This window comes from Auraticoccus cholistanensis (genome assembly GCF_009742705.1).
In the GTDB taxonomy this organism is placed as follows: Bacteria; Actinomycetota; Actinomycetes; order Propionibacteriales; family Propionibacteriaceae; genus Auraticoccus; species Auraticoccus cholistanensis.
Genome location: NZ_WPCU01000007.1, coordinates 117883 through 141688, shown reverse-complemented (window position 1 = coordinate 141688; position 23806 = coordinate 117883). Strand labels below are relative to the sequence as shown.

23 protein-coding genes and 1 tRNA gene are annotated in these 23806 nt (G+C 74.0%); 4 read left to right on the top strand and 20 right to left on the bottom strand.

Annotation, left to right across the window (positions count from 1 at the left end; translation table 11 throughout):
• Positions 1-8: 8 nt before the first annotated feature.
• From eno to trmD, 5 genes are all read right to left on the bottom strand, one after another.
• Positions 9-1295 carry a phosphopyruvate hydratase gene (eno, locus tag GC722_RS11590; protein ID WP_156610253.1) on the bottom strand — a complete coding sequence of 429 codons (1287 nt, stop codon included), beginning with the start codon at positions 1293-1295 and terminating at the stop codon, positions 9-11.
• Positions 1296-1749: 454 nt separating this feature from the next.
• The gene (locus GC722_RS11585) at positions 1750-2325 is read right to left on the bottom strand and encodes a MazG family protein (RefSeq protein ID WP_156610571.1); all 576 of its coding nucleotides are present in this window, start codon (positions 2323-2325) and stop codon (positions 1750-1752) included.
• Positions 2326-2375: 50 nt separating this feature from the next.
• The gene (locus GC722_RS11580; RefSeq protein WP_156610252.1) at positions 2376-2951 is read right to left on the bottom strand and encodes a hypothetical protein; all 576 of its coding nucleotides are present in this window, start codon (positions 2949-2951) and stop codon (positions 2376-2378) included.
• 43 nt (positions 2952-2994) lie between these two features.
• The gene (gene mfd, locus GC722_RS11575; protein WP_331714730.1) at positions 2995-6588 is read right to left on the bottom strand and encodes a transcription-repair coupling factor; all 3594 of its coding nucleotides are present in this window, start codon (positions 6586-6588) and stop codon (positions 2995-2997) included.
• Positions 6589-6597: 9 nt separating this feature from the next.
• Positions 6598-7809: a tRNA (guanosine(37)-N1)-methyltransferase TrmD gene (trmD, locus tag GC722_RS11570; RefSeq protein ID WP_331714729.1), complete on the bottom strand. Its 1212-nt coding sequence runs from the start codon at positions 7807-7809 to the stop codon at positions 6598-6600.
• A gap of 66 nt (positions 7810-7875) precedes the next feature.
• Here trmD and GC722_RS19285 point away from each other — a divergent pair, with 66 nt between their 5' ends.
• From GC722_RS19285 to GC722_RS11555, 3 genes are all read left to right on the top strand, one after another.
• Positions 7876-8943 carry a hypothetical protein gene (locus GC722_RS19285; protein WP_156610250.1) on the top strand — a complete coding sequence of 356 codons (1068 nt, stop codon included), beginning with the start codon at positions 7876-7878 and terminating at the stop codon, positions 8941-8943.
• A gap of 64 nt (positions 8944-9007) precedes the next feature.
• Complete coding sequence (locus GC722_RS11560; RefSeq protein WP_156610249.1) at positions 9008-9994, top strand: TIGR03557 family F420-dependent LLM class oxidoreductase; 987 nt, start codon at positions 9008-9010, stop codon at positions 9992-9994.
• A 55-nt stretch (positions 9995-10049) separates the two neighbouring features.
• Positions 10050-11351, top strand: a complete 1302-nt coding sequence (locus tag GC722_RS11555; RefSeq protein ID WP_331714728.1) for an EAL domain-containing protein — start codon at positions 10050-10052, stop codon at positions 11349-11351.
• Between the two features lie 9 nt (positions 11352-11360).
• Here the strand turns inward: GC722_RS11555 and pth are convergent, their stop codons facing one another.
• The 8 genes from pth to GC722_RS11515 all read right to left on the bottom strand — a co-directional run bounded on the left by pth (position 11361) and on the right by GC722_RS11515 (position 16721).
• Entirely contained in the window at positions 11361-11960 is a 600-nt protein-coding gene (gene pth / locus GC722_RS11550) for an aminoacyl-tRNA hydrolase (protein WP_156610245.1), read from the bottom strand.
• 41 nt (positions 11961-12001) lie between these two features.
• A complete protein-coding gene (locus GC722_RS11545) occupies positions 12002-12625 on the bottom strand; it encodes a 50S ribosomal protein L25/general stress protein Ctc (protein ID WP_156610243.1) in 624 nt (207 codons plus the stop codon).
• Positions 12626-12769: 144 nt separating this feature from the next.
• The gene (locus GC722_RS11540; RefSeq protein ID WP_331714727.1) at positions 12770-13747 is read right to left on the bottom strand and encodes a ribose-phosphate diphosphokinase; all 978 of its coding nucleotides are present in this window, start codon (positions 13745-13747) and stop codon (positions 12770-12772) included.
• Between the two features lie 77 nt (positions 13748-13824).
• Positions 13825-15306 carry a bifunctional UDP-N-acetylglucosamine diphosphorylase/glucosamine-1-phosphate N-acetyltransferase GlmU gene (gene glmU / locus GC722_RS11535; RefSeq protein WP_156610241.1) on the bottom strand — a complete coding sequence of 494 codons (1482 nt, stop codon included), beginning with the start codon at positions 15304-15306 and terminating at the stop codon, positions 13825-13827.
• A 55-nt stretch (positions 15307-15361) separates the two neighbouring features.
• Positions 15362-15441 (bottom strand) — tRNA-Gln (locus tag GC722_RS11530).
• 63 nt (positions 15442-15504) lie between these two features.
• Positions 15505-16002, bottom strand: coding sequence for a MarR family winged helix-turn-helix transcriptional regulator (locus tag GC722_RS11525; protein WP_156610239.1), 498 nt, complete (start codon positions 16000-16002; stop codon positions 15505-15507).
• A 54-nt stretch (positions 16003-16056) separates the two neighbouring features.
• A complete protein-coding gene (locus GC722_RS11520) occupies positions 16057-16407 on the bottom strand; it encodes a DMT family transporter (RefSeq protein ID WP_156610237.1) in 351 nt (116 codons plus the stop codon).
• On the bottom strand, positions 16407-16721 hold the full coding sequence (locus GC722_RS11515) for a DMT family transporter (protein WP_156610235.1): 315 nt from the start codon (positions 16719-16721) through the stop codon (positions 16407-16409). The genes GC722_RS11520 and GC722_RS11515 overlap by 1 nt, the downstream gene beginning before the upstream one ends.
• A gap of 86 nt (positions 16722-16807) precedes the next feature.
• On the opposite strand from GC722_RS11515, the gene GC722_RS18995 reads away from it, so the two are divergent.
• Positions 16808-17383, top strand: coding sequence for a TetR/AcrR family transcriptional regulator (locus GC722_RS18995; protein WP_197430054.1), 576 nt, complete (start codon positions 16808-16810; stop codon positions 17381-17383).
• A 142-nt stretch (positions 17384-17525) separates the two neighbouring features.
• Here GC722_RS18995 and GC722_RS11505 read toward each other — a convergent pair whose 3' ends face one another.
• From GC722_RS11505 to rsmI, 7 genes are all read right to left on the bottom strand, one after another.
• Positions 17526-18467, bottom strand: a complete 942-nt coding sequence (locus GC722_RS11505) for a 4-(cytidine 5'-diphospho)-2-C-methyl-D-erythritol kinase (RefSeq protein ID WP_331714726.1) — start codon at positions 18465-18467, stop codon at positions 17526-17528.
• A gap of 27 nt (positions 18468-18494) precedes the next feature.
• Positions 18495-19358 carry a 16S rRNA (adenine(1518)-N(6)/adenine(1519)-N(6))-dimethyltransferase RsmA gene (gene rsmA, locus GC722_RS11500; RefSeq protein WP_331714725.1) on the bottom strand — a complete coding sequence of 288 codons (864 nt, stop codon included), beginning with the start codon at positions 19356-19358 and terminating at the stop codon, positions 18495-18497.
• 34 nt (positions 19359-19392) lie between these two features.
• Entirely contained in the window at positions 19393-20595 is a 1203-nt protein-coding gene (locus GC722_RS18990) for a ubiquitin-like domain-containing protein (RefSeq protein WP_156610231.1), read from the bottom strand.
• A 258-nt stretch (positions 20596-20853) separates the two neighbouring features.
• A complete protein-coding gene (locus tag GC722_RS11490) occupies positions 20854-21453 on the bottom strand; it encodes a nitroreductase family protein (RefSeq protein ID WP_156610229.1) in 600 nt (199 codons plus the stop codon).
• Complete coding sequence (locus GC722_RS11485) at positions 21450-22298, bottom strand: TatD family hydrolase (RefSeq protein ID WP_331714724.1); 849 nt, start codon at positions 22296-22298, stop codon at positions 21450-21452. Before GC722_RS11485 ends, GC722_RS11490 begins: the two co-directional genes overlap by 4 nt.
• Positions 22299-22330: 32 nt before the next feature.
• Entirely contained in the window at positions 22331-22903 is a 573-nt protein-coding gene (locus GC722_RS11480) for a GNAT family N-acetyltransferase (RefSeq protein WP_331714723.1), read from the bottom strand.
• A gap of 32 nt (positions 22904-22935) precedes the next feature.
• On the bottom strand, positions 22936-23781 hold the full coding sequence (gene rsmI, locus GC722_RS11475) for a 16S rRNA (cytidine(1402)-2'-O)-methyltransferase (protein WP_331714722.1): 846 nt from the start codon (positions 23779-23781) through the stop codon (positions 22936-22938).
• Positions 23782-23806 lie beyond the last annotated feature (25 nt).

The following is a 23806-nucleotide window of genomic DNA, read 5'->3' as shown; positions in this document are numbered from 1 at the left end:
TGCGACCGTCAGGCGGTGAACCGCGGGAAGGCGGCCCGGCCGGCGTAGCGCGCCGCGTCGTCCAGGTCCTCCTCGATGCGCAGCAGCTGGTTGTACTTGGCCACCCGCTCCGAGCGCGCCGGGGCGCCGGTCTTGATCTGGCCGCAGTTGGTGGCCACGGCGAGGTCGGCGATGGTGGTGTCCTCGGTCTCGCCGGAGCGGTGGCTCATCATGCAGCGGAAGCCGTTGCGGTGGGCCAGGTCGACGGCGTCCAGGGTCTCGGTCAGCGAGCCGATCTGGTTGACCTTGACCAGCAGGGCGTTGGCCGCCTTCTCCTCGATGCCGCGCCGCAGCCGGGAGACGTTGGTGACGAACAGGTCGTCGCCGACGATCTGGACCTTGTCCCCGAACTGGGCGGTGAGGGTCGACCAGCCGGACCAGTCGTCCTCGGCCAGCGGGTCCTCGATGGAGACGATCGGGAACTGGCGCATCCAGTCGGAGTAGACCGCGACCATCTCGTCGGCCGACTTCTGGGCCTTGTCGAAGGTGTAGGTGCCGGCCTCGGCGTCGAAGAACTCGGTGGCGGCCACGTCCAGGGCCAGCGCGATGTCGGTGCCCAGCTTCAGCCCGGTGCTCTCGACCGCCTCGGCGATCAGCTCCAGGGCGGCGACGTTCTGCGGCAGGTTGGGGGCGAAGCCGCCCTCGTCGCCCAGACCGGTGGCCAGGCCGCGCTTCTTCAGCACGGACTTGAGGGCGTGGTAGACGCCGGCGCCCTGCTGCAGCGCCTCGGAGAAGCTGGAGGCCCCGATCGGGGCGATCATGAACTCCTGCACGTCGACGTCGGAGTCGGCGTGGGAGCCGCCGTTGAGGATGTTCATCATCGGCACCGGCAGGGTGTGGGCGTTCGGCCCGCCGATGTAGCGGAACAGCGGCAGCTGGGCCGACTCGGCGGCGGCGCGGGCGACGGCCAGCGAGACCCCGAGGATGGCGTTCGCGCCCAGGTTGGCCTTGTTGTCGGTGCCGTCCAGCTCGAGCATGGTCTGGTCGACCAGGCGCTGCTCGTCGGCGTCCATCCCGTGCACGGCGGGGAAGATGGTGTCGACCACGTTCTCCACGGCCTTGAGCACGCCCTTGCCGCCGTAGCGGGCCTTGTCGCCGTCACGCAGCTCGACGGCCTCGAAGGCGCCGGTGGAGGCGCCGGAGGGGACCGCGGCACGCCCCTCGGAGCCGTCGTCCAGGATCACCTGGACCTCGACGGTGGGGTTGCCTCGGGAGTCGAGGATCTCGCGCGCATCGACGAATTCGATGTAGGACATGTCTGCCTTTCACGGTGTGCGGACGTTCCGGGACAACCCTAGTGCCGTCTCGCCGGGCGCCTGCTCCATCGTCCCCCGGGGGCGGACGCCGCCGGCGGACCTCGGCGCGGTGAGTCGCCCCCACCCGCCCTCCCCCTGCTCGCGTGTATGTCGTCGCGGTCACGGTCGGCGTGTCGCGGCGTGCCGCGGTGTCTCGGCCCGACGGCGTACACGTCCTCAGGGGCGAGGACTCGAGCCCGGCCCCGACGCAGGGGCGCGCGCACGGACCCGCGTGCTGACGGCGTCCGCAGCGGGGTGGCGGGGGGCGGACCCTGGGAACGTGTACGCCGTGGCGCCCGGACAGCGCGACGCACCGGGGCCCGCCGGCCGTGACCGCGACGACATACACGCGGGCAGGGGCGCGCGGGGATGGGTGGGTGGGCAGGGGTGCGTCGGGTCGGGGTGGGTGGGCGGGTCAGGCCTCGGCGCGGCGGACGTCGTCCTCCAGGCCGCGGACGGCGTCGCGGAGGACCTGCTCGGGGTCCAGCCCGCTGGCCTGGGCGCGGGCGGCGAGCGCGAGCAGCTCGCGGCCCAGCTCGTCGGCGGCGACCGGCTCACGGGGCAGGTCGAGCTCGACGTCGTGGGAGCGGGCGCGGCTGATGGTCTTGGCCGCGCGGGTCAGCGCCGACAGCCGTCCGGGGATGCCGTCGAGGGCGGAGCTGCGACCCTTCTCGGCGCGCTTGCGCTGCTCCCAGGAGGTCTCGAGGTCCGGCGGCAGCTCGCCCTCGGCGAAGACGTAGGGGTGACGGGCCACCAGCTTGTCGGCGACCCCGCCGGCCACTTCCTCCAGGGTGAAGGCGTCGCGCTCGGCGGCGATGGTGGCGTGGAAGAGCACCTGCAGCAGCAGGTCGCCCAGCTCCTCCCGCAGGTCGTCGTCGTCGCCGGACTCGATCGCCTCGACCACCTCGCAGGTCTCCTCGACCAGGTAGCGGACCAGGCTGCGGTGGGTCTGCTCGGCGTCCCACGGGCAGTCGCGGCGCAGCCGCTGCATGACGGCCACGCTGCGGGCCAGCTCGGGGTGCTCGGCCGGGGTCGGCTCGCTCACGCGGTGTAGGACTCCACCGAGAGCGAGCCGGTGCCGATCAGCCCCTCCTGGGAGCCCGGCTGCCAGCTGCCCCAGCGCGGGTTCACCTCGACCGGCACCGCCAGGAAGGCCTGCTGGAACGCCTCCGAGCCCATCCGCTGCTGCAGGATGGTGAAGTCCACCAGCGACTCCGCCAGGGGCGCGGCCTCGGGGACCTCCTGCAGCGCCTGCAGCTGCGGCTGGGACTGCAGCACCGCCTCCCGGTCGGCGGGAGCGATGGTGAGGTCGGTGCGCCCGGAGGTCTCGGCCTGCTCGACCATCTCGTCCACGACCGCACCCTGGATCAGGGAGGCGAGCACGGCCCGCTCGTTGATCTCGTCGGTGCGGGCGCCGAGCGCCTGCGCGGCACCGGCGACGGTGGTGTCGACCTGGTCGTTGCCGATGGTGGTGCCGCCGACCTGGGCCGCGGTGGAGGGGGCGCGTCCGCAGCCGGCGAGCGCGAGCCCCCCGGCCACCGCCACGGCGGCCACCCGCAGGCTCAGCCGTCCTGCCCGACGCCGATCCCGCGACACACCTGCGTGCCGTGCTCCCACGCTGCTCCTCCTCCTGGCTGGCCTGCCGACTTCCCGGCCCAGACTAGCCAGTGGGGACGGGTTCGCCCGCGAACACGTCACGCACCACCTGGCCGCACCAGCGCAGCAGCTCCTCACCGGTGGGCGCGAGCCGCCCCAGCCCGGCCCGCGGCCGCGGCACCAGCACGAAGCCGGCGGCCTCCTTGACCACCGCACCGGGGTGCAGCCGCTTGAGCCGCAGCATCCGCGACTCGGGCAGGTCCAGCGGTCCGAACCGGATGTAGTTGCCCTGGCTGACCACCTCGGTGAGCCCCGCCGCGCGCGCCAGCAGCCGGAACCGGGCCACCTCGAGCAGCGTGAGCACGGGCCCGGTGGGCTCGCCGTAGCGGTCGGTGAGCTCGGCGACGATCGCCGAGATGTCGTCCTCGCTGCGGACCTCGGCGATCCGCTTGTACATCTCCAGCCGCAGCCGCTCCGACTCCACGTAGTCCACCGGCAGGTGCGCCTCCACCGGCAGCTCGATCCGCACCTCCGGCTCGGGCTCGCCGCCGTCGCCGCGGAACTCCGCGACGGCCTCGCCCACCAGCCGGATGTAGAGGTCGAAGCCGACGTCGGCGATGTGGCCGGACTGCTCGCCGCCGAGCAGGTTGCCCGCCCCGCGGATCTCCAGGTCCTTCATGGCGATCTGCATGCCGGCGCCGAGGTCGGTGTGGGCGGCCATCGTGGCCAGCCGGTCGTGCGCGGTCTCGGTCAGCGGCTTCTCCGGCGGGTAGAGGAAGTAGGCGTAGCCGCGCTCACGGCTGCGGCCCACCCGGCCCCGGAGCTGGTGCAGCTGGGAGAGCCCGAGCAGGTCGGCCCGCTCGATCAGCAGCGTGTTGGCGCTGGAGATGTCCAAACCGGCCTCGACGATCGTGGTGCAGACCAGCACGTCGGCGCGCCGCTCCCAGAAGTCGACCATCACCTGCTCCAGCCGGGCCTCCCCCATCTGGCCGTGGGCGGTCACCACCCGCGCCTCGGGGACGAGCTCGCGGATCTGGGCGGCCGTCTTCTCGATGGTCTGCACCCGGTTGTGGATGTAGAACACCTGCCCCTCGCGGCTGAGCTCGCGCCGGATCGCCGCGGCCACCTGGGCCCGGTCGTAGGGACCGGCGAAGGTGAGCACCGGGTGCCGCTCCTCCGGCGGGGTAGCGATGGTCGACATCTCGCGGATGCCGGTGATCGCCATCTCCAGGGTCCGCGGGATCGGGGTGGCGGACATGGCCAGCACGTCGACGTGGGTGCGCAGCCGCTTCAGGGCCTCCTTGTGCTCCACCCCGAAGCGCTGCTCCTCGTCCACGATCACCAGGCCGAGGTCCTTGAACTGCACCTCGCCGGACAGCAGCCGGTGGGTGCCGACGACCACGTCGACGGTGCCGGCGGCCAGCCCGGCCATGGTGGCCTTCGTCTCGGCCTCGCTCTGGAACCGGCTCAGCGGGGCCACCGTGACCGGGAAGCCGGCGTAGCGCTCGGTGAAGGTCTGGGCGTGCTGCTGCACCAGCAGGGTGGTGGGGACGAGGACGGCCACCTGCTTGCCGTCCTGCACCGCCTTGAACGCGGCCCGCACCGCGATCTCGGTCTTCCCGTAGCCGACGTCGCCGCAGATCAGCCGGTCCATCGGCACCACCTGCTCCATGTCCTTCTTCACCTCCTCGATGGTCGCCAGCTGGTCGGGCGTCTCGACGAAGCCGAAGGCGTCCTCCAGCTCGCGCTGCCAGGTGGTGTCGGGGCTGAAGGCGTGGCCGCGGGTCGCCTGCCGGGCCGCGTACAGCTGGATCAGCTCGCCGGCGATCTCGCGGACCGCACGGCGCGCCCGCGACTTGCGCCGGTTCCAGTCCGAGCCGCCCATCTTGTCCAGCGTCGGGGCCTCGCCGCCGACGTAGCGGGTCACCAGGTCGAGCTGGTCCATCGGGACGTAGAGCCGGTCGCCGGGCTGGCCGCGCTTGGAGGGCGCGTACTCGATGACCAGGTACTCGCGGGTGCCGCCGGCGGCGGTGCGCTGCACCATCTCGACGTAGCGGCCCACCCCGTGCTGCTCGTGCACCACCGGGTCGCCCGGGGCCAGCTGCAGCGGGTCGATCTGGTTCTTGCGCCGGGCGGGCATGCGGCGGGCGGACTTGTCGGCGGCGCGCTGGCCCGACAGGTCGCCGGCGGTGAGCACGGCCAGCCGGGTCGACTCCATCCGGAACCCGTGCCGCAGCTCGGAGGTGACCAGGCTGACGGCCTGCTGGGGCGGCGGCTCGGCCAGCCCGTCGAGGGCGCGGGCGGGGATGTCGTGGTCGGCCAGCACCTCGCGCATCCGCTCCAGCAGCCCGTGGCCCTCGGCGGTCATCACGATCCGCCAGCCGGCCCGGACGCCGCGGGCCACCTCGGCCACCATCGCCTCGGTGTCGCCCTGCCAGGAGTCGATGGCGCGGGCGTCCACCACCCGGGTGGGGACGCCGGTCGGGCCCTCGGCGGCGGACAGGTCCACCACCTCGCCGTCCTCGGTGCGCACCACCTGGTGCGGTGCGTCCTCGCCGGGGCCGGCGCTGAAGGAGGAGAAGCTCCACCAGCCCTGGCCGCGGGAACGGGCGCAGGCGCGGACGTCGGCCAGCGAGCGGTAGGCCGACTCGCCCAGGTCGATGGGGGCCTCTCCGCCGCCGGCGGCACCGGCCCAGGAGGCGTGCAGGAACTCCGCGGAGGTGGTGACCAGGTCGGCGGCACGGGTGCGCACCAGCTCGGGGTCCAGCACCACGACCAGCGTGTCGGCGGGCATCACCTCGACGAGCAGCTCCATCCCGTCCACCAGGGCGGGGGCGAGCGACTCCATCCCCTCGACCGCCTGACCGTCGGCGATCCGGCTCAGCATCTCGGCCAGCTCGGGGTGGTCGGTGGCGAGCCGGGCGGCGCGGGCGCGGACCTCGTCGGTCAGCAGCAGCTCGCGGCAGGGGGCGGCGACCACGGCGTCGAGGGTCTGCTCCCCCGAGCGCTGGTCGGCCACGGCGAACACCCGGATCTCCTCGACCGTGTCGCCGAAGAAGTCGATGCGGACCGGGTGCTCCTCGGTGGGCGGGAAGACGTCCACGATGCCGCCGCGGACGGCGAACTCGCCCCGCCGCTCGACCATGTCGACGCGCACGTAGGCGGCGTCGACGAGGGCCTGGGCCAGGTCGTCGGGGTCGAACTCGCCGCCGACGGCCACCCGCACCGGACGCAGCGCGGCCAGCCCCTTCACCTGCGGCTGGATCATGCTGCGGATCGGCGCCACCACCACCTGGGGGGCGGGGCCCTCGTCGGTCCCGACGATCCGGCGCAGCACCGAGAGCCGGCGCCCGACGGTGTCGGAGCGGGGGCTCAGCCGCTCGTGCGGCAGCGTCTCCCAGGCGGGGTAGTAGGCGACCCGCTCCGGGTCGAGGAAGGAGCCGAGGGTCGCGGTCAGGTCCTCGGCCTCGCGGTAGGTCGAGGTGACCAGCAGCAGCGGCCGTCCGCTCTGCTCGGCCAGCGCGGCGGCGACCAGCGGCCGCAGCGGGGCGGCGAGGGTGAGGTCCAGGGCGTCGACGGTGCGCGCGCGGGCGTCGTCGATCGACTCGGAGACGACGGGATCGGTGGCGACGTGTTGGACGAGTCCGGCCAGGGTCACCGAGCCAACTTACCCTCCGGCAGCCCCGCTCCCGGCACCCGTTCGCCGCGAGCGCAGCGGCTTGGCCAGCAGCACCGTGCCGGGCTCCACCGGGGACTCCGGCGCCGGGCGGTAGCCGGCCCGGCGGTAGAACCGCAGGTTCCTCGCGCTGCCCTCGCCGGTGGTCAGCACCGCGCGCCGCGCCGCCGGCGGGGCGGTCGACTCGGCGTGGGCGAGCAGCCGGCGCCCCAGTCCCCGGCCCTGCAGGTCGGGGGCCACCGCCAGGCGTCCGATCTCCCAGTCCTCGCCCTGCAGCCGGCCGCGGACCGAGCCGACCAGCCGTCCGGCCGAGCGGACCACCCAGGTGCTCCACTCCTCCAGGGACGCGCGGACGTCGGCCAGCTCCTCGTGCAGCGGCGGGATCCGCAGCCCCGGGTTGGCGTGGGCCTCGGACACCCAGCCGGCCAGCTGCAGGGTCCACAGCTCGGGGGCGTCCGCCGGCACCGCCGGGACGACGGCCAGCTCGTCGGGCCGGGCGGCCGAGGCGGGCGAGAGCAGGTCGGGGCGGCGGGCGGCGGTGCGCTCCAGCCGCTGCTGGTGACGCCACGCGGCGATGGCGGCGTGGTCGCCCGACAGCAGCACCGCCGGCACCTCGCGGCCCTGCCAGACCGCCGGCTTGGTGTAGACGGGGTACTCGAGCAGGCCGTCCTCGTGGGACTCCTCCACCAGCGACTCGGCGTTGCCGACGACGCCGGGCAGCAGCCGGGCCACCGCCTCGGTGATGGCCAGCACCGCCACCTCGCCGCCGTTGAGGACGTAGTCGCCCAGCGAGACCAGCGTGACGTCGAAGTGCTCGGCGGCGGCCTCGGCGACCCGCTCGTCGATGCCCTCGTAGCGGCCGCAGCCGAAGACCAGCCAGGGTTCGGCGGCCAGCTCACGGGCCATCGCCTGGTCGAAGCGGCGCCCGCCCGGGCTGGGCAGCAGCAGCCGGGGACGCCCGCCCGGCGCCTCCGGCCGGGTGCGGACGTGCTCCAGCGCCCGGCCCCAGGGCTCGGGCTTCATCACCATGCCGGCGCCGCCGCCGTAGGGGGTGTCGTCGACGGTGCGGTGGCGGTCGGTGGTGAAGTCGCGCAGGTCGTGCACGACGACGTCGACGAGCCCGGCCCGGCGCGCCCTGCCGATCAGCGACAGCTCGAGCGGGGCCAGGTAGTCGGGGAAGATGGTCACCACGTCGATCCGCACCGGCTCATGGTGCCACCGCCGGCCCCTAGGGTGGCGACGCACGAGGGCGGACGAGCAGGAGGTGACGTGGCGACCACGTTCGACACGAGGGCGCTGACCCGGCCGGTGACGCCGCCTGAGGTGTCGGCTTTCCGCCGCGCGAAACTGGCCAGCGGGGACCCGCGCTGGCGCACCTCCTGGTGGGTCGGGGTGCTGGTGCTGGTGCTCTTCGCGGTGGTCTTCCCACTGGTGGTGGGCGCCAACGTCGGCGTCCTGGCCCGCAGCGCGACCGCCGGCCTGGTAGCCGGGCTGGTGCTGCTCGCCATCATCCTCGCCGTCGGGATCATCCTGCCGAACCGTGGCAGCCGGGTGCGCTGGGAGCGGATGCTGCGCGCTGAGGAGTTCGCCCGGGCCAACGCGATGGAGTTCTCCCCGCGATCGGGGTCCCCGCCCTACCAGGGCGCCATCTTCGGGGTCGGCTCGGACCGCAAGGTGGTCGAGCACGTGTGGTCGACCCGGGGTCCGGTCGCCGACTGCGGCACGTACCGCTACACCACCGGCTCGGGCAAGGACCGGCGGGTGCACACGTGGCAGTTCGCCGCGGTCCGGCTCGAGGGCCCGCTGCCGCACATGCTGCTCGACGCCCGCGCCAACAACACCTTCCTGGGCAGCAACCTGCCGGCGACCTTCAGCGCCGACCAGCGGGTCAGCCTGGGCGGCGAGTTCGACCGGCACTTCGACCTGTACTGCCCGCAGGGCTACGGGTTCGACGCCTTCTACCTCTTCACCCCCGACCTGATGGCCCACCTGATCGACCACACCCAGGCCCTCGACGTCGAGTTCGTCGACGAGTGGATGCTGCTGTACTCCCGTGGCGGGCTCTCCCCCACCGAGCCGCGCACCTGGGAGCGGCTGGCGCAGATCAGCGACACCGTCGCCCGGCTGATGCGCGACCGCTCCCGCAGCTACCGCGACCCGCGCGTGGCCGAGCAGAACCGGCAGGCGCTGGCCGCGGTCGGTCCGGTGGCGGGGCCGCCCAGCATCGCGCCGCAGGGTCGACGGCTGCGCCGCGGCGTCGCCTGGCGCAGCATCGTGTTCACGGCGGTGGTGATCATCGGCTACCAGCTGCTGCGCCACCTGGTGAACTCCGACTGAGGCCCGGCTGCCCGCGCCCGCCCGGGCGTCCTACGCTCGGAGCACACCCGTCCGGAGGAGAACCATGTCGCTGACCGTCGGCTACGCCGCCATGCTCGAGCAGTTCCACCCCACCGAGGTGGTGGAGCTGAGCGCCTACGCCGAGTCGAAGGGCTTCTCCGGCGTGATGGCCGCCGACCACTTCCAGCCCTGGGTGCCGAGCCAGGGCCAGTCCGCCTTCGTCTGGAACGTGCTCACGGCCGTCGGCGAGCGGACCACCGGGGACTTCGGTCCCGGTGTGGTCGCGCCCCACTTCCGCTACCACCCGGCGGTGGTGGCCCAGGCCTCGGCGACGCTGGCCGCCATGTACCCGGGCCGGCACTGGCTCGGCGTGGGGGCGGGCGAGGCCCTCAACGAGCACGTGATCGCCGGCTACTGGCCCGAGGCCGGGGAGCGCTCGCGCCGCATGTTCGAGGCGATCGAGGTCATCAACAAGCTGTTCACCGGCAAGGACGTCAAGCACACCGGGGAGTTCTTCAAGATGGAGACCGCCCGGCTGTGGACCATGCCGGAGACGCCGCCGGAGATCCTGGTGGCCACCGCCGGGCCGCTGAACGCCAAGCGCACCGGCCGCCACGCCGACGGGATGATCACCGTGGGCGCCCCGCTGGAGAAGATCTCCGGGCTGTTCCAGAAGTTCGCCGAGGGGGCTCGCGAGGTCGGCAAGGACCCCGACACGATGCCCAAGGTGCTGCAGCTGCACCTGTCGTGGGCCCCCACCGACGAGGAGGCCCGCCGCAACGCGCTGACCGAGTGGCCCAACGGCGGCATGAAGTTCCCCAAGGCCGACATCCGCTCCCCCCACGACTTCGCCGAGATGGCCAAGCTGGTCCGGATCGAGGACTTCGAGGGCCGGATGATCATGTCCAGCGACCCCGACGAGCACCGCGCCTACATCCAGCGCTTCGTCGACCTGGGCTTCGACCGGGTCTACCTGCACAACGTGGGCCGCAACCAGCGCGAGTGGATCGACGTCTTCGCCGAGCAGGTGCTGCCCAAGCTGACCCGCTGACCCGGGCCGCCTCCCCGGCGGGTTAGGGTGGCCGCCGATGAGCGAGGAAGCGCAGGTGAGCGGGACCGACCGCTGGCTCCGGGAGCGGCTGTTCGACCGGGGTGAGCTGGTGGTCTCCCAGGTCCCGATGGTCGACCTCGCGACGGGTGTGTCGCTGGCGGTGCGGGTGCTGGCCCACGGGGCCCCCGAGCACGGCTCGGTGCCCCCGGACGAGGTCCGTCGGCTGATCGCCGGGGCCGACGACCCGGCCGCGCTGGACCTGCTGGCCCGCGAGCAGGCGCTGGCGGCCACCGAGACGGACCCGCTGCTGGCCGGGTTCCCGCGCGTGCTGGACGCCGAGCTGGCCACCCTCAGCGAGCTGCCCGTGCTGGCGGAGGGCGCGCCGCTGACGATCCTGCTGCTGGACGCGACCACCGCCCTGGAGCGGCCGGCGGCGATGCTGCGGCTGATCGGGACGGCCCGCTCCCAGGGCTGGCAGATCGGGCTGCGGGAGGTCGGCGCGGACCACCTCAGCCTGGCCGCGGTGGCCGTCGTCGAGCCCGCCCTGGTGGTGCTGAGCCGGCGGATGCTGGCCGAGCCGAGCAGCGGCCTGTCGATCGAGACCATCCAGGCCACCACCGCCTACTCCTCCAGCAGCGGCGCGATCGTGGCCGCCGAGCAGGTCGACGACCCGGCCACCGCCGCGGCGGCCCACGCCGCCGGCGTCACCCTGGTGACGGGGCGCTACTCCCGGCCGCACCCGGAGGTGGTGGCCGCGGACGCCGAGGTGCTCTTCCGGCTGTTCACCCCGCCGCTGCCCGTGCCGCACCAGAGCCCGTTCGAGCTGGCCGCCCGGCGCGCCACCCCGCGGCGGGCCGACAAGGAGCTGCTGCTGGCGCTGAGCACCCGGCTGGAGGCGACCGCCGAGACGGGTGGCCGTTCGGGCATGGTGCTGTCGGCCTTCCAGCACGCCCGCCACCTGCCGCCGGGGACGGTGGCGCGCTACCGCCGGCTCGGCGCCAGCTGCACGATGGTGCTGATGGCCGCGCAGGGGGCGGAGAAGATCGCCGACCCTGCCGTGTCGGTGGCGGCGCTGGACGGCTCGGACCCGCTCGTCCACGAGTGGAACGTGCTGGTGCTCTCACCCACGGTGGCGGCGATGCTGGTCGCCCGCGACACCGGTCACCCGTCGGCCACGGAGCGGCAGCGCAGCTTCGACTACGTGCTCAGCTACGACCGCGACCTGGTGGCCCACGCCGCGCGGTCGCTGCTGACCCGGCTGACCCACCGGGTCACCGCCGTGCCGCCGTTCGTGCCGCCGCTGCCGGCGGGGGCGCTGGGGTCCGAGTCGCGGCAGAGCGACCCGGAACTGTCCTGAGCGGTCGGCTCAGCAGTTGAAGCGGTTCTGGGCCTCGACCAGACCGGATCCGAGCAGCACCTCGACGGCGTCCGCGGCCCGGGAGACGTCGACGGCCAGGTCGGCCCGCTGACCGGCGGCGAAGTCGGACAGCAGGAAGGCCTGCACCTCCATCCGTCCCGGCGGGCGGCCCACGCCCACCCGCACCCGGGCGAAGTCGCCGGTGCGCAGGTGGGCCCGGATGGACTTCAGCCCGTTGTGGCCGTTGTCGCCGCCGCCGACCTTGAGCCGCAGCCGCCCCGGGTCCAGGTCCAGCTCGTCGTGCACGGCCACCACGTGGGCGGGGTCGACACCGTGGAAGGCCGAGAGCTTCTGCACCGCGGCCCCGGTGTCGTTCATGAAGGTGCGCGGCTTGACCAGCAGCACCTTGTCGGCGTCGGCGCCGAGGCCGCCCAGCGTGCCGGCGGCGTAGCGGGTGGTGGCCACGTCCGCGCGCATCCCCCGGGGGGCGGCGAAGGTGGCCGAGGCGCGCCGGGCCAGCTCGTCCACGACCATGAAGCCGACGTTGTGCCGGTTCATGGCGTAGGTGGGGCCCGGGTTGCCGAGCCCCACCACCAGCCAGGTCGTCATCGTGTCCTCAGCAGCAGCGGTCCGTCGCAGCAGGCGACGGATCACTCCTGGTCGGAGCCCTCACCGGTCTCGGCCACGGCCTCGCCCTCGTTGCCGCCCTCGCCGAGGTCGGCCTCGAACTGGGCGTCGGTCTGGGCGTTGCTGATGTTGACGATCAGCAGCTCCTCGTCGACGTCGAGGGTGACGTCGCCGGGCAGCTGGAGGTCCTTGGCCAGGATCTGGGAGCCGGCCTCGAGCCCCTCGACGGAGACCTCGATGGCCTGCGGGATGTGGGTGGCCGAGGCCTGCACCGTGATGGTGGTGGCGTCCACCATGACGACGGTGTCGGGAGCGGCCTCGCCGGTGGTCTGCACCGGCACCTCGACCGAGACCTTCTCGCCGCGGCGGACGATCAGCAGGTCGACGTGCTCGAGGAAGCCCTTGATCGGGTCGCGCTGCACCTGCTTGGGCAGGGCCAGCTGGCTCTGGCCGTCGACGTCGATCGACAGCAGCACGTTGGCCTGGCGCAGCGCCAGCAGGGTCTCGTGGCCCGGCAGCGAGATGTGCACCGGGTCGGTGCCGTGGCCGTAGAGGACGGCGGGGACGCGGTCGGCGCGGCGGATCCGGCGGGCGGCGCCCTTGCCGAACTCGGTGCGCAGCTCGGCGGTCAGCGTGATCTCGGACATGGTGGTCGGCTCCTCAACCTGGGTGTCGGCAGGCGAACGACCAGGGAGTGCAGGCCCCTGTCGATGACGGGGGCGTGCCGCCCCCCTCGCCATGGTTCACCGCACTCTAGCCCACGCCGGCGGGCGGGCCCAAAAGCCGCCCCGTCAGCTCTGCCCGTTGAACAGGCTGGTGACCGAGCCGTCGGTGAAGACCTGCTGGATGGCCTCGGCGATCAGCGGCGAGATGCTGAGCACGGTGAGCTTCTCGATCGGCTCCGACGTGGCGATCGGCAGCGTGTTGGTGACGATGACCTCCTCGAAGGCGGAGGCGTTGAGCCGCTGGGCGGCCGGGCCGGAGAGCACGGCGTGGGTGGTGGCGGCGATGACGGCCTTGGCACCCCGGGCCTTGAGGGCCTCGGCGGCCTGGCAGATGGTGCCGGCGGTGTCGATCATGTCGTCGACCAGCAGGCAGACCTGCCCCTCGACCTCACCGACCACCTCGTGCACGGCCACCGTGTTGGCCACGTCAGGGTCGCGGCGCTTGTGGATGATGGCCAGCTTCGCGTTCAGCCGGTCGGTCCACATGTCGGCCAGCCGCACGCGCCCGGCGTCCGGGGAGACCACCGTCATCTGGGAGGTGTCGTACTTGCTCTGGATGTAGTCGGCCAGCACCGGCAGCGCCCACAGGTGGTCGACGGGACCGTCGAAGAAGCCCTGGATCTGGGCGGCGTGGAGGTCCACCGACATGATCCGGTCCGCGCCGGCGGTGTGGAACAGGTCGGCCACCAGCCGCGCCGAGATCGGCTCCCGGCCGGCGTGCTTCTTGTCCTGGCGGGCGTAGGGGTAGAACGGCGCCACCACGGTGATCCGCTTGGCCGAGGCCCGCTTGAGGGCGTCGACCATGATCAGCTGCTCCATCAGCCACTCGTTGACCGGGGCGCAGTGGCTCTGGATGACGAAGGCGTCGCAGCCGCGCACCGACTCCTCGAAGCGGACGTAGATCTCGGAGTTGGCGTAGCTCAGCGCCCGCATCGGGACGATCGTCGTCCCCATCAGCGTGGCGACCTCGTCGGCCAGCTCCGGGTAGGCCCGTCCGCTGAAGAGCATCAGGTGCTTCTCGAACGGCTTCTTCACTACGGTCACGCGTGATCCCCTCGGCTGCAGCAGCGTGTCGAGCCCGGGACGGCGACGGCGCGCGGGCTGTACGTCGGTCGAACCTACTACTGCGCGGCGGTCGTGTCCTCACGGGCCGCAGCGCGGGACGCCCGACGCCGCTCCGCCCAGCCCTCCACGTTGCGCTGCCGGCCCCGGGCGACGGCGAGGTCGCCGGCGGGCACCGGCTCGGTGACGGTCGAGCCGGCGGCCACGAAGGCACCCTCCCCCACCTGGGCGGGGGCCACCAGCACGCTGCCCGAGCCGATGAAGGCGCCGTCGGCCACCACGGTGGGGAACTTGTCCACGCCGTCGTAGTTGGCGGTGATGGTGCCCGCGCCGACGTTGACCCCGGTGCCGATGGTGGCGTCGCCGACGTAGCTCAGGTGCGGGACCTTGGAGCCGTCTCCGATGCGGGCCTTCTTGGTCTCGACGAAGGCGCCGATCTTGCCCCGGCGGCCGAGCTCGGTGCCCGGACGCAGGTAGGACCACGGCCCGACCACGGCCCCCTCGCCGACCACGGCCAGCTGGGCCTCGCTGCGCACCACCGAGGCCCCGGCCCCGACCTCGCAGTCGCGCAGCCGGGTGTCGGGGCCGATCTCGGCACCCTCGGCCACGGTGGTGGCGCCGGCGAGGATGGTGCCCGGGTGGAGCACCACGTCGCGGGCCAGCGTGACGTCGGCGTCCACCCAGGTGGTGGCGGGGTCGACGACCGTGACGCCCTCGCGCATCCACCGCTCGACCGTGCGCCGGTTCAGCTCGGCGTTCATCCGGGCCAGCTGCACCCGGTCGTTGACGCCCTCGGTCTGCCACAGGTCGTCGGTGCGGAAGGCGCCGACCCGCTCGCCGTCGCCGCGGGCCAGACCCAGCACGTCGGTCAGGTACAGCTCGCCCTGGGCGTTGTCGGCGCGGAGCCGGCCCAGCCCCCGGGTCAGGGTGGCGGCGGAGAAGACGTAGATGCCGGAGTTGATCTCGGTCACCGCGCGGGTCGCCTCGTCGGCGTCGCGGTGCTCCACGATCCGCTCGACGTCACCACCGGCGCCGCGCAGCACCCGGCCGTAGCCGGTGGGGTCGGGGACGTCGGCGGTCAGCACGGTCACGGCGTTGCCCTCGGCGCGGTGGGCGGCCAGCAGCTGCGCGAGGGTGTCCCCGGTCAGCATCGGGACGTCGCCGTAGGTCACCAGCACCTCCCCGTCCAGCGCCGGCAGCACCCGCAGCCCGCACTGGACCGCGTGGCCGGTGCCCAGCTGCTCCTGCTGCACCGCGATCAGCGCCTGCGGGGCGAGCTCGGCCACGTGCGGCTCGACCTGGTCGCGGGCGTGCCCGACGACCACCACCAGGTGACGGGGCCGGACGTCGCCGGCGGCCCGCAGCGCGTGGCTGAGCAGGCTGCGGCCGCCGAGCTCGTGCAGCAGCTTCGACCTGGCCGACTTCATCCGGGTGCCGCCGCCGGCGGCCAGCACCACGACGGCGGAGACGCCCGGGGACGCGCTCGGGTCGGGCGGAGTGGCTCCGGGCGTGGTGGGGTCGGGCGTCGGCGCTGCGGTCATCGGTGCTCCCTCGGGCTGGCTGGGGCCGCGGGGCCAGACCCACGGCGTCTCGACGCTCCCCGGGTAGGAGTCGAACCTACGTCGCTTGATCCTGATTCAAAGTCAGGCGGGCCCTGCCGGCAGACCAACCGGGGATCGGCGCCCACCGGACGAACCGGCCGACACCCCGGTCAGCATAACGAGCCGGGGCGGCGCCGGTCAGGCGGCGAGCTCGTCGATGGCCAGACCGAGCGAGCGCAGCAGCCCGGCGAGCTGCTGCTGACGCTGCGGGTCCAGCCCGGCGAGCAGCCGTCGCTCGGCGGCCAGCAGGCTGGTCAGCGCCCCGTCGACGGTGTCCCGGCCGGCGTCGGTGAGGGTGACCAGGACGCCACGGCGGTCGCTCGGGTCTGCGCTGCGGGTGACGAGCCCGCGCTCGACGAGCCGGTCGACCCGGTTGGTCATCGTGCCGCTGGTGACCAGCGTCTCGCGGATGAGCGCACCGGGTGAGAGCGTGTAGGGAGCGCCGGCGCGGCGCAGGGCCGCCAGCACGTCGAACTCCCAGGCCACGATGCCGTGGGCGGTGAAGGCCTCCTTGCGGGCCCGGTCCAGCAGGTGGCTGAGCCGGCTGACCCGGCTGAGGACCTGCATGGCGGACAGGTCGAGGTCCGGGCGCTCACGGGCCCAGTCCGCGACCAGGGCATCGACCTCGTCCTGCATGCCCGCCACTGTAACGCACGAGATTCTTGACATCGAGAGTCTGTGAGGGCAGCCTCACTCGACCTGTGCCGGCCCGCCGCTCCCGGCGGGCGCCCTGACCAGCTTCAGCCCGATGACGGCACCCACGACGCCGGCGAGGAAGACCACCCGCCAGACGGTGACCGCCTCCTCGCCGGTGAGCATCGCGTAGGTCACGGTCAGCGCCGCGCCGAGACCGGTCCAGACGGCGTAGGCGGTGCTGATCGGGATGTGCTTGGCGGCGTACCCCAGGCCGAGCATGCTGAGCACCACCGCCACCAGGAACACACCGGTGGCCAGTGGCCGGGTGAAGCCGTCGCTCGCGCCGAGGGCGGTGGCCCACACGGCCTCGAGGACGGCGCTGACCAGGAGCACCAGCCACGGCATCAGCTGACCGCCTTCAGACCGACGACGCTGCCGATGAGCACGACGAGCAGCAGGGTGCGCGCGAGGGTCAGCCGCTCCTGCCTGCGGACGACGGCCAGGACGACCGTCAGCACCGCTCCGATGCCGACCCACACCGCGTACGCCGTGCCGGTCGGCAACGACGTCATGGCGTAGGCGAGGCCGACCATGCTGGCCACCATCGCGACGACGAAGACCGCCGTCGGACCCTTCCTCCGGAACCCACGCGACGCCCCGAGGGCCGTCGCCCACACCGCCTCGAGCATCCCCGAGACGATGAGCACCAGCCACGCCATGTCCGCTCCTGCCCTGTCCCTGTTCCCGCACAACCGTACGAGTTCGACCCTACCACCGTCTCGTACACCTGTGCGAGAATCGGCCCGTGCCCCGCTCCCTGGACGTGCAGGCCCGCGACCGCGCGGTGGTCGAGGCCGCCTGGCGGGTGGTGGCCCGCGACGGGGTGCGGGCCCTCACCGTGCGCGCCGTCGCCGCCGAGGCCGGGCTGGCCCCGAGCTCGCTGCGCTACACCTTCCCGACCCAGGCCAGCGTGCGCGAGCGGGCGGTCGCCGGCGTCTCGGAGCGGCTGGACGAACGGCTGGCGGCCCTGCCCGGCGACCTGACCGGCCGGGCGTGGGCCCGGGCGGCCCTGCTGGAGCTGCTGCCGCTGGACGAGCAGCGCCGCCTCGAGATGGACGTGTTCCTCGCCCTGGGCGCCAGCGGCCATGGCGAGGAGGACCTGCGACGGCTCTACGACGAGGTGAACGACACCATCCGCGCCGTCTGCGCCCGCGCCGCCGCCGCGCTGCACCCCGACGCCACCGAGGTGGAGGTGCAGCTGCTCCACGCCGTCGTCGACGGCCTCGCCCTGCACCTCGTGCAAGCCGGCCCGAGCGCGGACCCCTCCTGGGCGCTGCGCGTCCTCGACCACCACCTCGACCTGACCTCCCCCACCCCCTGACCCCCGACCCCAGCTCTTCCCGGCCTCCTTCGGGACGTGGTCGCGGACGACCCGCCCGGGCGCTCGATCAGGGCGTCCGACGGTCGTCTCCGACCACGTTCCGCCCGGGGTCCGGCAGGTGGGGGGGTCGGCCCCCGGTCGGTCAGTGGGTGGGGCTGACCAGGCGGGCGCCGTGGACGGGGCCGAGCACGCGACGGACGGCCTGGACGCCGGGGGTGCTGGCCAGCTGGGTGCTGACGTCGATGGCCGCCGACTCGTCCTCGCAGAGGAAGGCGCAGGTGGGACCCGACCCGGACACCAGCGAGGCCAGCGCGCCGAGCTCCCTCCCCCGTTCCAGGGTGCGGGACAGGTCGGGACGCAGGTCCAGGGCGGCCTCGGCCAGGTCGTTGTGCAGCTGCCCGGCCAGCGCGCGGGCGTCGCCGGTGCGCAGGGCGTTCATCAGCTCGTCGGGGACGTCCAGCTCCTCGGGACGGCGTCCCCGGCCCAGCTCGTCGAAGCGGGTGTAGACCGCCGGCGTGGACAGCCCCTCCTCCGCCACGGCCAGCACCCAGTGGAAGGTGCCCGAGGTCAGCACCGGCGCCAGCACGTCGCCGCGCCCGGTGCCCAGGGCGGTGCCGCCCAGCAGCGCGAAGGGGACGTCGGCCCCCAGCCGCGAGCCCAGCGCGGCGAGCTGGTCGGGCGCCACGTCGAGGTCCCACAGCACCGAGCAGGCCAGCAGCGCCGCGGCCGCGTCGGCCGACCCACCGGCCATGCCACCGGCCACCGGGATGGTCTTGCGGACGGTCAGCGCCACCCCCAGGGGCTCGTCGCCGCCGTGCTCCTCGGCCAGCAGCCGGGCGGCGCGGAGGGCCAGGTTGTCCGGCCCCTCCCCCACCCCGGCGCTCTCGCCGGTCATCGTGACCGTGAAGCAGCCGGGCTCGGCAGGGGCGGCGAGCACGTCGTCGAGCAGCGACACCGCCTGGAACAGGTTCACCAGCGGGTGGTAGCCGTCGTCGCCCAGCCGGCCCACCAGCAGGGCCAGGTTGATCTTGGCGGGCGCGCGGACGCGCACGACCGGGGAGCGGGGGACCTCGGGAGCCGACACGGCTGCGAGGCTAGCTACCGCGTCGGCTCAGCCCTGCGGCGGGTGGGCGTAGAGGGAGGCGGCGATGCGGGCGAAGTCGGTGACGGTCAGCGTCTCCCCGCGCGCCTGCGGGTCCACGCCGGCGGCCTCCAGGTGCGCGCTGGCGGCGGCCGAGGAGCCGGCCAGGCCGGCCAGGGCGGCGCGGAGCATCTTGCGGCGCTGGCCGAAGGCGGCGTCCACCACGGTGAACACCTGCTCACGGGTGGCGGGGGTGTCGGGCGGTTCGCGGCGCTGCAGCCGCACCAGCCCGGAGTCGACGTTGGGCACGGGCCAGAACACGGTGGGCGGCACGGTGCCGACGCGGGTCGCCTCGGCCCACCAGGCCATCTTCACCGAGGGCACCCCGTAGGTCCGCGACCCGGGCCCGGCGACCAGCCGGTCGGCCACCTCCGACTGCACCATGACCAGCCCGCGGGTCCAGCTCGGCTCGATGGCGAGCAGGTGCAGCAGCACCGGCACGGAGACGTTGTAGGGCAGGTTGGCCACCACCACGCTCGGCTTGGGCTCGGGCAGCTCGTCGACGCGGAGCGCGTCGGCCTCCAGCACGGTGAGCCGCTCGACGGCGTCCGGCATGCGCTCGGCGACGGTGCGGGGCAGCTGCTCGGCGAGGCTCGGCTCGATCTCGACGGCCACCACGTGGCGGGCCCGCTCCAGCAGACCGAGGGTCAGCGAACCGAGCCCCGGCCCGATCTCCAGGGCGACGTCGTCGGGCTCGAGCCCGGCGAGGGTCACCAGCCGGCGGACGGTGTTGGCGTCGGTGACGAAGTTCTGGCCGCGCTGCTTGGTGGGGCGCAGCGAGAGCCGGGTGGCCAGCTGCCGGACCGCGGAGGGGTCCAGCAGGCCACCCGGCACTCGGGGGGTCGGGTTCAGCGTCGTGCTCCCGGGCTCAGCGCAGGCCGAGCTTGGCGGAGCAGTGGGGCCACTGCCCCCAGCCGGCGGCGGCCTGCAGCTTCTTGGCGATGCGGATCTGCTCGGCCTTGCTGTTCTCGTGCGGCAGGCCCTTGCCGCCGTAGGCCTTCCAGGTCTGGGCGCTGAACTGCACGCCGCCGTAGTAGCCGTTGCCGGTGTTGATGGACCAGTTGCCGCCGGACTCGCACTGGGCCAGCCGGTCCCACACGGCGTCCGAACCGGAGGAGCTGGAGGAGGAGTCGTCGGAGCCGGAGTCGGTGTCGGAGTCGCTGGAGGAGCTGCCGCCCGAGGACGAACCGCTGGAGGAGCTGGAGGAGGACTGCTTGCGCGGTGCGGGAGCCGGCGCCTCGACCCGGGTGCCGACCAGCACGACCTCGTCGACGGGCTCGGTGGTCACCTCGGAGGACTTCTCCTTCTCCTTCACCACCTTGCCGTTCTCACGGGTCTGGGTGATGACGGTGGTCCGCTCGCCGTCCTTGCCCTCGGTCTGGACGCGGGTGGTGCCCTTGTCCAGGTCGTCGGTCTCCTGGCGGACCGTCTTGTGCGCGACGGCGGACGTCTTCTTCACGTCCTTCACCTCGACCCGGACCACGGTGATCTTGGTGCCGTCCTCGACCTCGGTGCCGAGGGCGGGGTGGACGCGGTCGTCGCGGTCGGTCTCGACGTCGGCGTCGGCGAGCACCTCGCGGACGGTGGCGGCGGTGGACTCGACCGTCCTCTTCTTGCCGCCGACCACCAGGGTCAGCTCCTTGAGGGTGTCGACGCTGAAGGCCAGCCCCTCGCGGCCGATGCCGGCGGAGCGGCTGGTCGACAGCTCGGCGCCCTCGGCCTTGATCTGCAGCAGGGCCAGCGCCTCGCCGACGGTCGTCGCGGTGGTCCAGTGGGTCTGCTCGGTGCCGTCGACGTCGACGGTGACCTGGCGGCCGTACTGGACGGTGACGCGGTCGCCGTCGTCGATCGGGGTCTCCGCGGCCGGCGCGACCACGTCGTTCGGGCCGACCTCGAGGCCCTGCTGCTCCAGCAGGTCGCCGACGTCGCTGCGGAAGGTGGTCACCGTGGTGGGGACGCCGTCGACCGACAGCTCGACGGTCTTCTCCATCACCTGGTAGCCGACGGCCACCCCGCTGGTGGCGAAGAGGGCCGCGGCAGCGGCGATCGAGATCGGGATGAGCTTGCGCACAGGGGTTCTCCAGAGACAGGCGAAGAGGGGGCCGGGCCGCCTTCCGGGGCCACGACCGTCACGGCACGATAACGCCTGGATGAGGCGAACCCAAAGCCAGAGTGAGAAAAATCTGAGAGAACACGGCGTGTCGCCGCGCCTTTGCCTCCCGCCCCTCTGCCCGCCCTCAGCCGGGAAGTGGTCGGAACCGACGGCGCCCGACGCCCCGCAAGCGCTTGCGGAGTGTCGTTCGCGACCACTTCCCTGAGAGGGCCGGGTTCACCAGCGCTGCTGGCGGACGCGCTCGGAGCGGGGGCGGCGCGCGCGGCGGCGGGCGGAGCCGGAGGGACGCTCGTCGGGGGCCCGGTGGCCCAGGGCGAGCACCCCCGCCGAGGCCCAGCCGGGCGGCACGCCCAGGACGCCGGCCAGCTGCGGCTGACGGGCCGGCGGCACCCCGAAGAAGCAGGCACCCAGGCCCGCCTCGGTGGCGGCGAGCAGCATCGCCATCGCGCCCATGCCGGCGTCGACCCACCACCAGGGCGCGGACCAGGCGGGGTCGGCGTCCGGCCCGGCCTTGTCGGTCTCGGCGTAGCGCTCGGCGTAGGCGTCCGCGCTGGTCCACACCGTCACCAGCACGGGCGCCCGTCGCATGCCGCGCAGCCACGCGCTGTCCGCCCCCGGCTCGCCGGTCGTCGACCAGAACCGGGCCACCTCCTCACCCGTCAGCACCACGCAGGTGACGACCTGGGCGTGCCCGGCCGAGGGGGCGCGCAGTCCGGCGTCCAGCACGGCGGCCAGCACCGGTTCGGCCACCGGGACGCCCTCGGCGAAGTCGCGCACCATCCGGCGCCGGGCCAGCAGCGCCGCCAGCTCGCTCACCACGGACCGCCGAAGGCGGCGGCGGCGTTGTCGTGCAGCGCGGCGCACAGCTCGGCCAGCTCCACCCCGCGCTGCTCGGCCATGAACGCCGCCGTCAGCGGGACCAGGTAGGAGGCGTTCGGCCGGCCGCGGAACGGCACCGGTGTCAGGAAGGGGGCGTCGGTCTCGGTCAGCACCCGGTCGGACGGCGTCAGCGCCAGCGCCTCACGCAGGTGCGCGTTGGGCTTGAAGGTCACCGTGCCGGGGAAGGACAGCCAGGCACCGCGGTCCAGGCAGCGCCGGGCGAAGCCGGCGTCACCGGAGAAGCAGTGCATCACCACCCGGTCCACGCCGCCCTCGGCGTCCAGCACGTCCAGCACGTCGTCGTGGGCGTCGCGGTCGTGGATCACCAGGGTCAGGTCGTGCTGGCGGGCCAGCGCGATGTGGGCGGCGAAGGACTCCTTCTGCCGCCGGCGGCCGTCCTCGTCCTCGGTGCGGAAGTGGTCCAGCCCGGTCTCCCCCACCGCGCGCAGCCGGCGGGCGGGGTCGGCGGCCTGCTCGGCCACCAGCGCGGCCAGCTGCTCCAGCGCCCCCGGCAGGGCGTCGCCGAGGCCGGCGGCGTCGTTGGGGTGCAGGGCCACGGCGGCGACCACCGAGGGCCACCGGTGCGCGGCCTCGACGGCCCACCGCGAGCTCGGCAGGTCGCAGCCGACCTGCACCAGGTGGGTGACCCCGACCGCGGCCGCGCGGGCCAGCGCCTCCTCGGGGTCCAGCCCGCTCCACTCCCGGGCCACGTCGAGGTGGCAGTGGGTGTCGGTCACCGGCGCGGGCAGCGCCGCGGGGGCGGGAGGCAGCTCGGGGGTCACCGGCCCAGGCTAGCCACCGGCGCCCGCCGGGCTCACCGCGCGCGCCACTCCTCGGCGAGGATGGCGTAGCCGTAGGAGTCCAGCCAGCCCCGGCTGCGGTGCAGCGCGTCGCGGCGGCCCTCGGACTCCCGCCGCATCCCCACCCGCTCCATCAGCCGCCAGGACGCCCGGTTCTCGGCGAAGCAGTGGGCCGTCACCCGGTGCACCCCGAGGTCGTCGAAGCAGGCGGCCATCAGCTCCCGGACCGCCTCGGTGGCCAGCCCGCGGCCGGCGTAGGCGGGGTCGATGGTCCACCCCAGCTCCACCTCCGCGCCGGCCGCCCCGGCGGCCACCTCGACCTGGGACCAGGCGTCGGACTGGGCGAGCATCAGGTCGCCCACCACCCGCCCGCCGAGCTCGTAGACCAGGGTGCGGCCGAGACGCTCCGGGGCGCTGAACTGCTCGCGGTGCTCCTCGGGGTCGGTGGTCCAGCGGGCGATCCAGTGCCCCACGGACACGTCGGAGCGGTAGGCGAACACCCGGCTGTGGTCGTCGGGGACGGCGGGTCGGATCAGCAGCCGCTCGGTGGTCCGCGGCCACCGCAGCTCGGCCAGGGTCAGGGGCACCTGCCCAGTATCGACCGCCGGCCCGGTCCGCGTCAGCGCTGGTCGGCGACGGCCGCCCGGTACAGCGCGTTGCGGCGGGTGCCGGTGCTGGCCGCCACCTGGGCCACGGCGTCGGAGAGCCGCACCCCGTCGGCGATCAGCTCGCGCACCAGCTCCAGCGCCGAGGCCTCGTCGCCCTGCTGCTCCGCCCCCTGGAGCACCACGGTGATCTCCCCGCGCACGCCCTCGGCCGCCCAGTCCGCCAGCTCGGCCAGCGGTCCCCGGCGGACCTCCTCGTAGGTCTTGGTCAGCTCGCGGCACACCGCGGCGGGGCGGTCGCCGCCGAGTGCCTCGGCGCAGGCGGTGAGGAAGGCGGCCAGCCGGTGCGGGGCCTCGAAGAACACCATGGTGCGCGGCTCGGCGGCCAGCTCGGCCAGCCGGCGGGCCCGCTCGCCGCCCTTGCGGGGCAGGAACCCCTCGAAGCAGAACCGGTCCACCGGCAGCCCGGAGACCGCCAGCGCGGTCAGCACCGCGGACGGCCCGGGCACGGCCGTCACCCGGATCCCGCGGGCCACAGCCGCCCGCACCAGCCGGTAGCCCGGGTCCGACACCGACGGCATGCCGGCGTCGGTGACGACCAGCACCCGCGCCCCGGCGGCCAGCTCCTCGACCAGCTGCTCGCTGCGGGCCACCTCGTTGCCCTCGAAGTAGGACACCACCCGCGCGGGCTGCTCGGCGCCGAGACGCTGCAGCAGCCGCTGCAGCCGGCGGGTGTCCTCCGCGGCGACCACGTCGGCCCGCTCCAGCTCCTGGCGCAGCCTCGGCGCAGCGTCGTCGACGTCCCCGATCGGGGTGCCGGCCAGCACCAGCACGCCCTCGACCGGCCCGGTCTCGCCCACGCGGGTCCTCCCCTGCTCCGCCGAC

Excerpts from the sequence above, each read along its gene's own strand:
- eno (WP_156610253.1), bottom strand. The coding sequence starts at position 1,295 with ATGTCCTACATCGAATTCGTCGATGCGCGCGAGATCCTCGACTCCCGA.
- GC722_RS11585 (WP_156610571.1), bottom strand. The coding sequence starts at position 2,325 with ATGCAGCGGCTGCGCCGCGACTGCCCGTGGGACGCCGAGCAGACCCAC.
- GC722_RS11560 (WP_156610249.1), top strand. The coding sequence starts at position 9,008 with ATGTCGCTGACCGTCGGCTACGCCGCCATGCTCGAGCAGTTCCACCCC.
- pth (WP_156610245.1), bottom strand. The coding sequence starts at position 11,960 with ATGACGACCTGGCTGGTGGTGGGGCTCGGCAACCCGGGCCCCACCTAC.
- GC722_RS11545 (WP_156610243.1), bottom strand. The coding sequence starts at position 12,625 with ATGTCCGAGATCACGCTGACCGCCGAGCTGCGCACCGAGTTCGGCAAG.
- glmU (WP_156610241.1), bottom strand. The coding sequence starts at position 15,306 with ATGACCGCAGCGCCGACGCCCGACCCCACCACGCCCGGAGCCACTCCG.
- GC722_RS11525 (WP_156610239.1), bottom strand. The coding sequence starts at position 16,002 with ATGCAGGACGAGGTCGATGCCCTGGTCGCGGACTGGGCCCGTGAGCGC.
- GC722_RS11520 (WP_156610237.1), bottom strand. The coding sequence starts at position 16,407 with ATGCCGTGGCTGGTGCTCCTGGTCAGCGCCGTCCTCGAGGCCGTGTGG.
- GC722_RS11515 (WP_156610235.1), bottom strand. The coding sequence starts at position 16,721 with ATGGCGTGGCTGGTGCTCATCGTCTCGGGGATGCTCGAGGCGGTGTGG.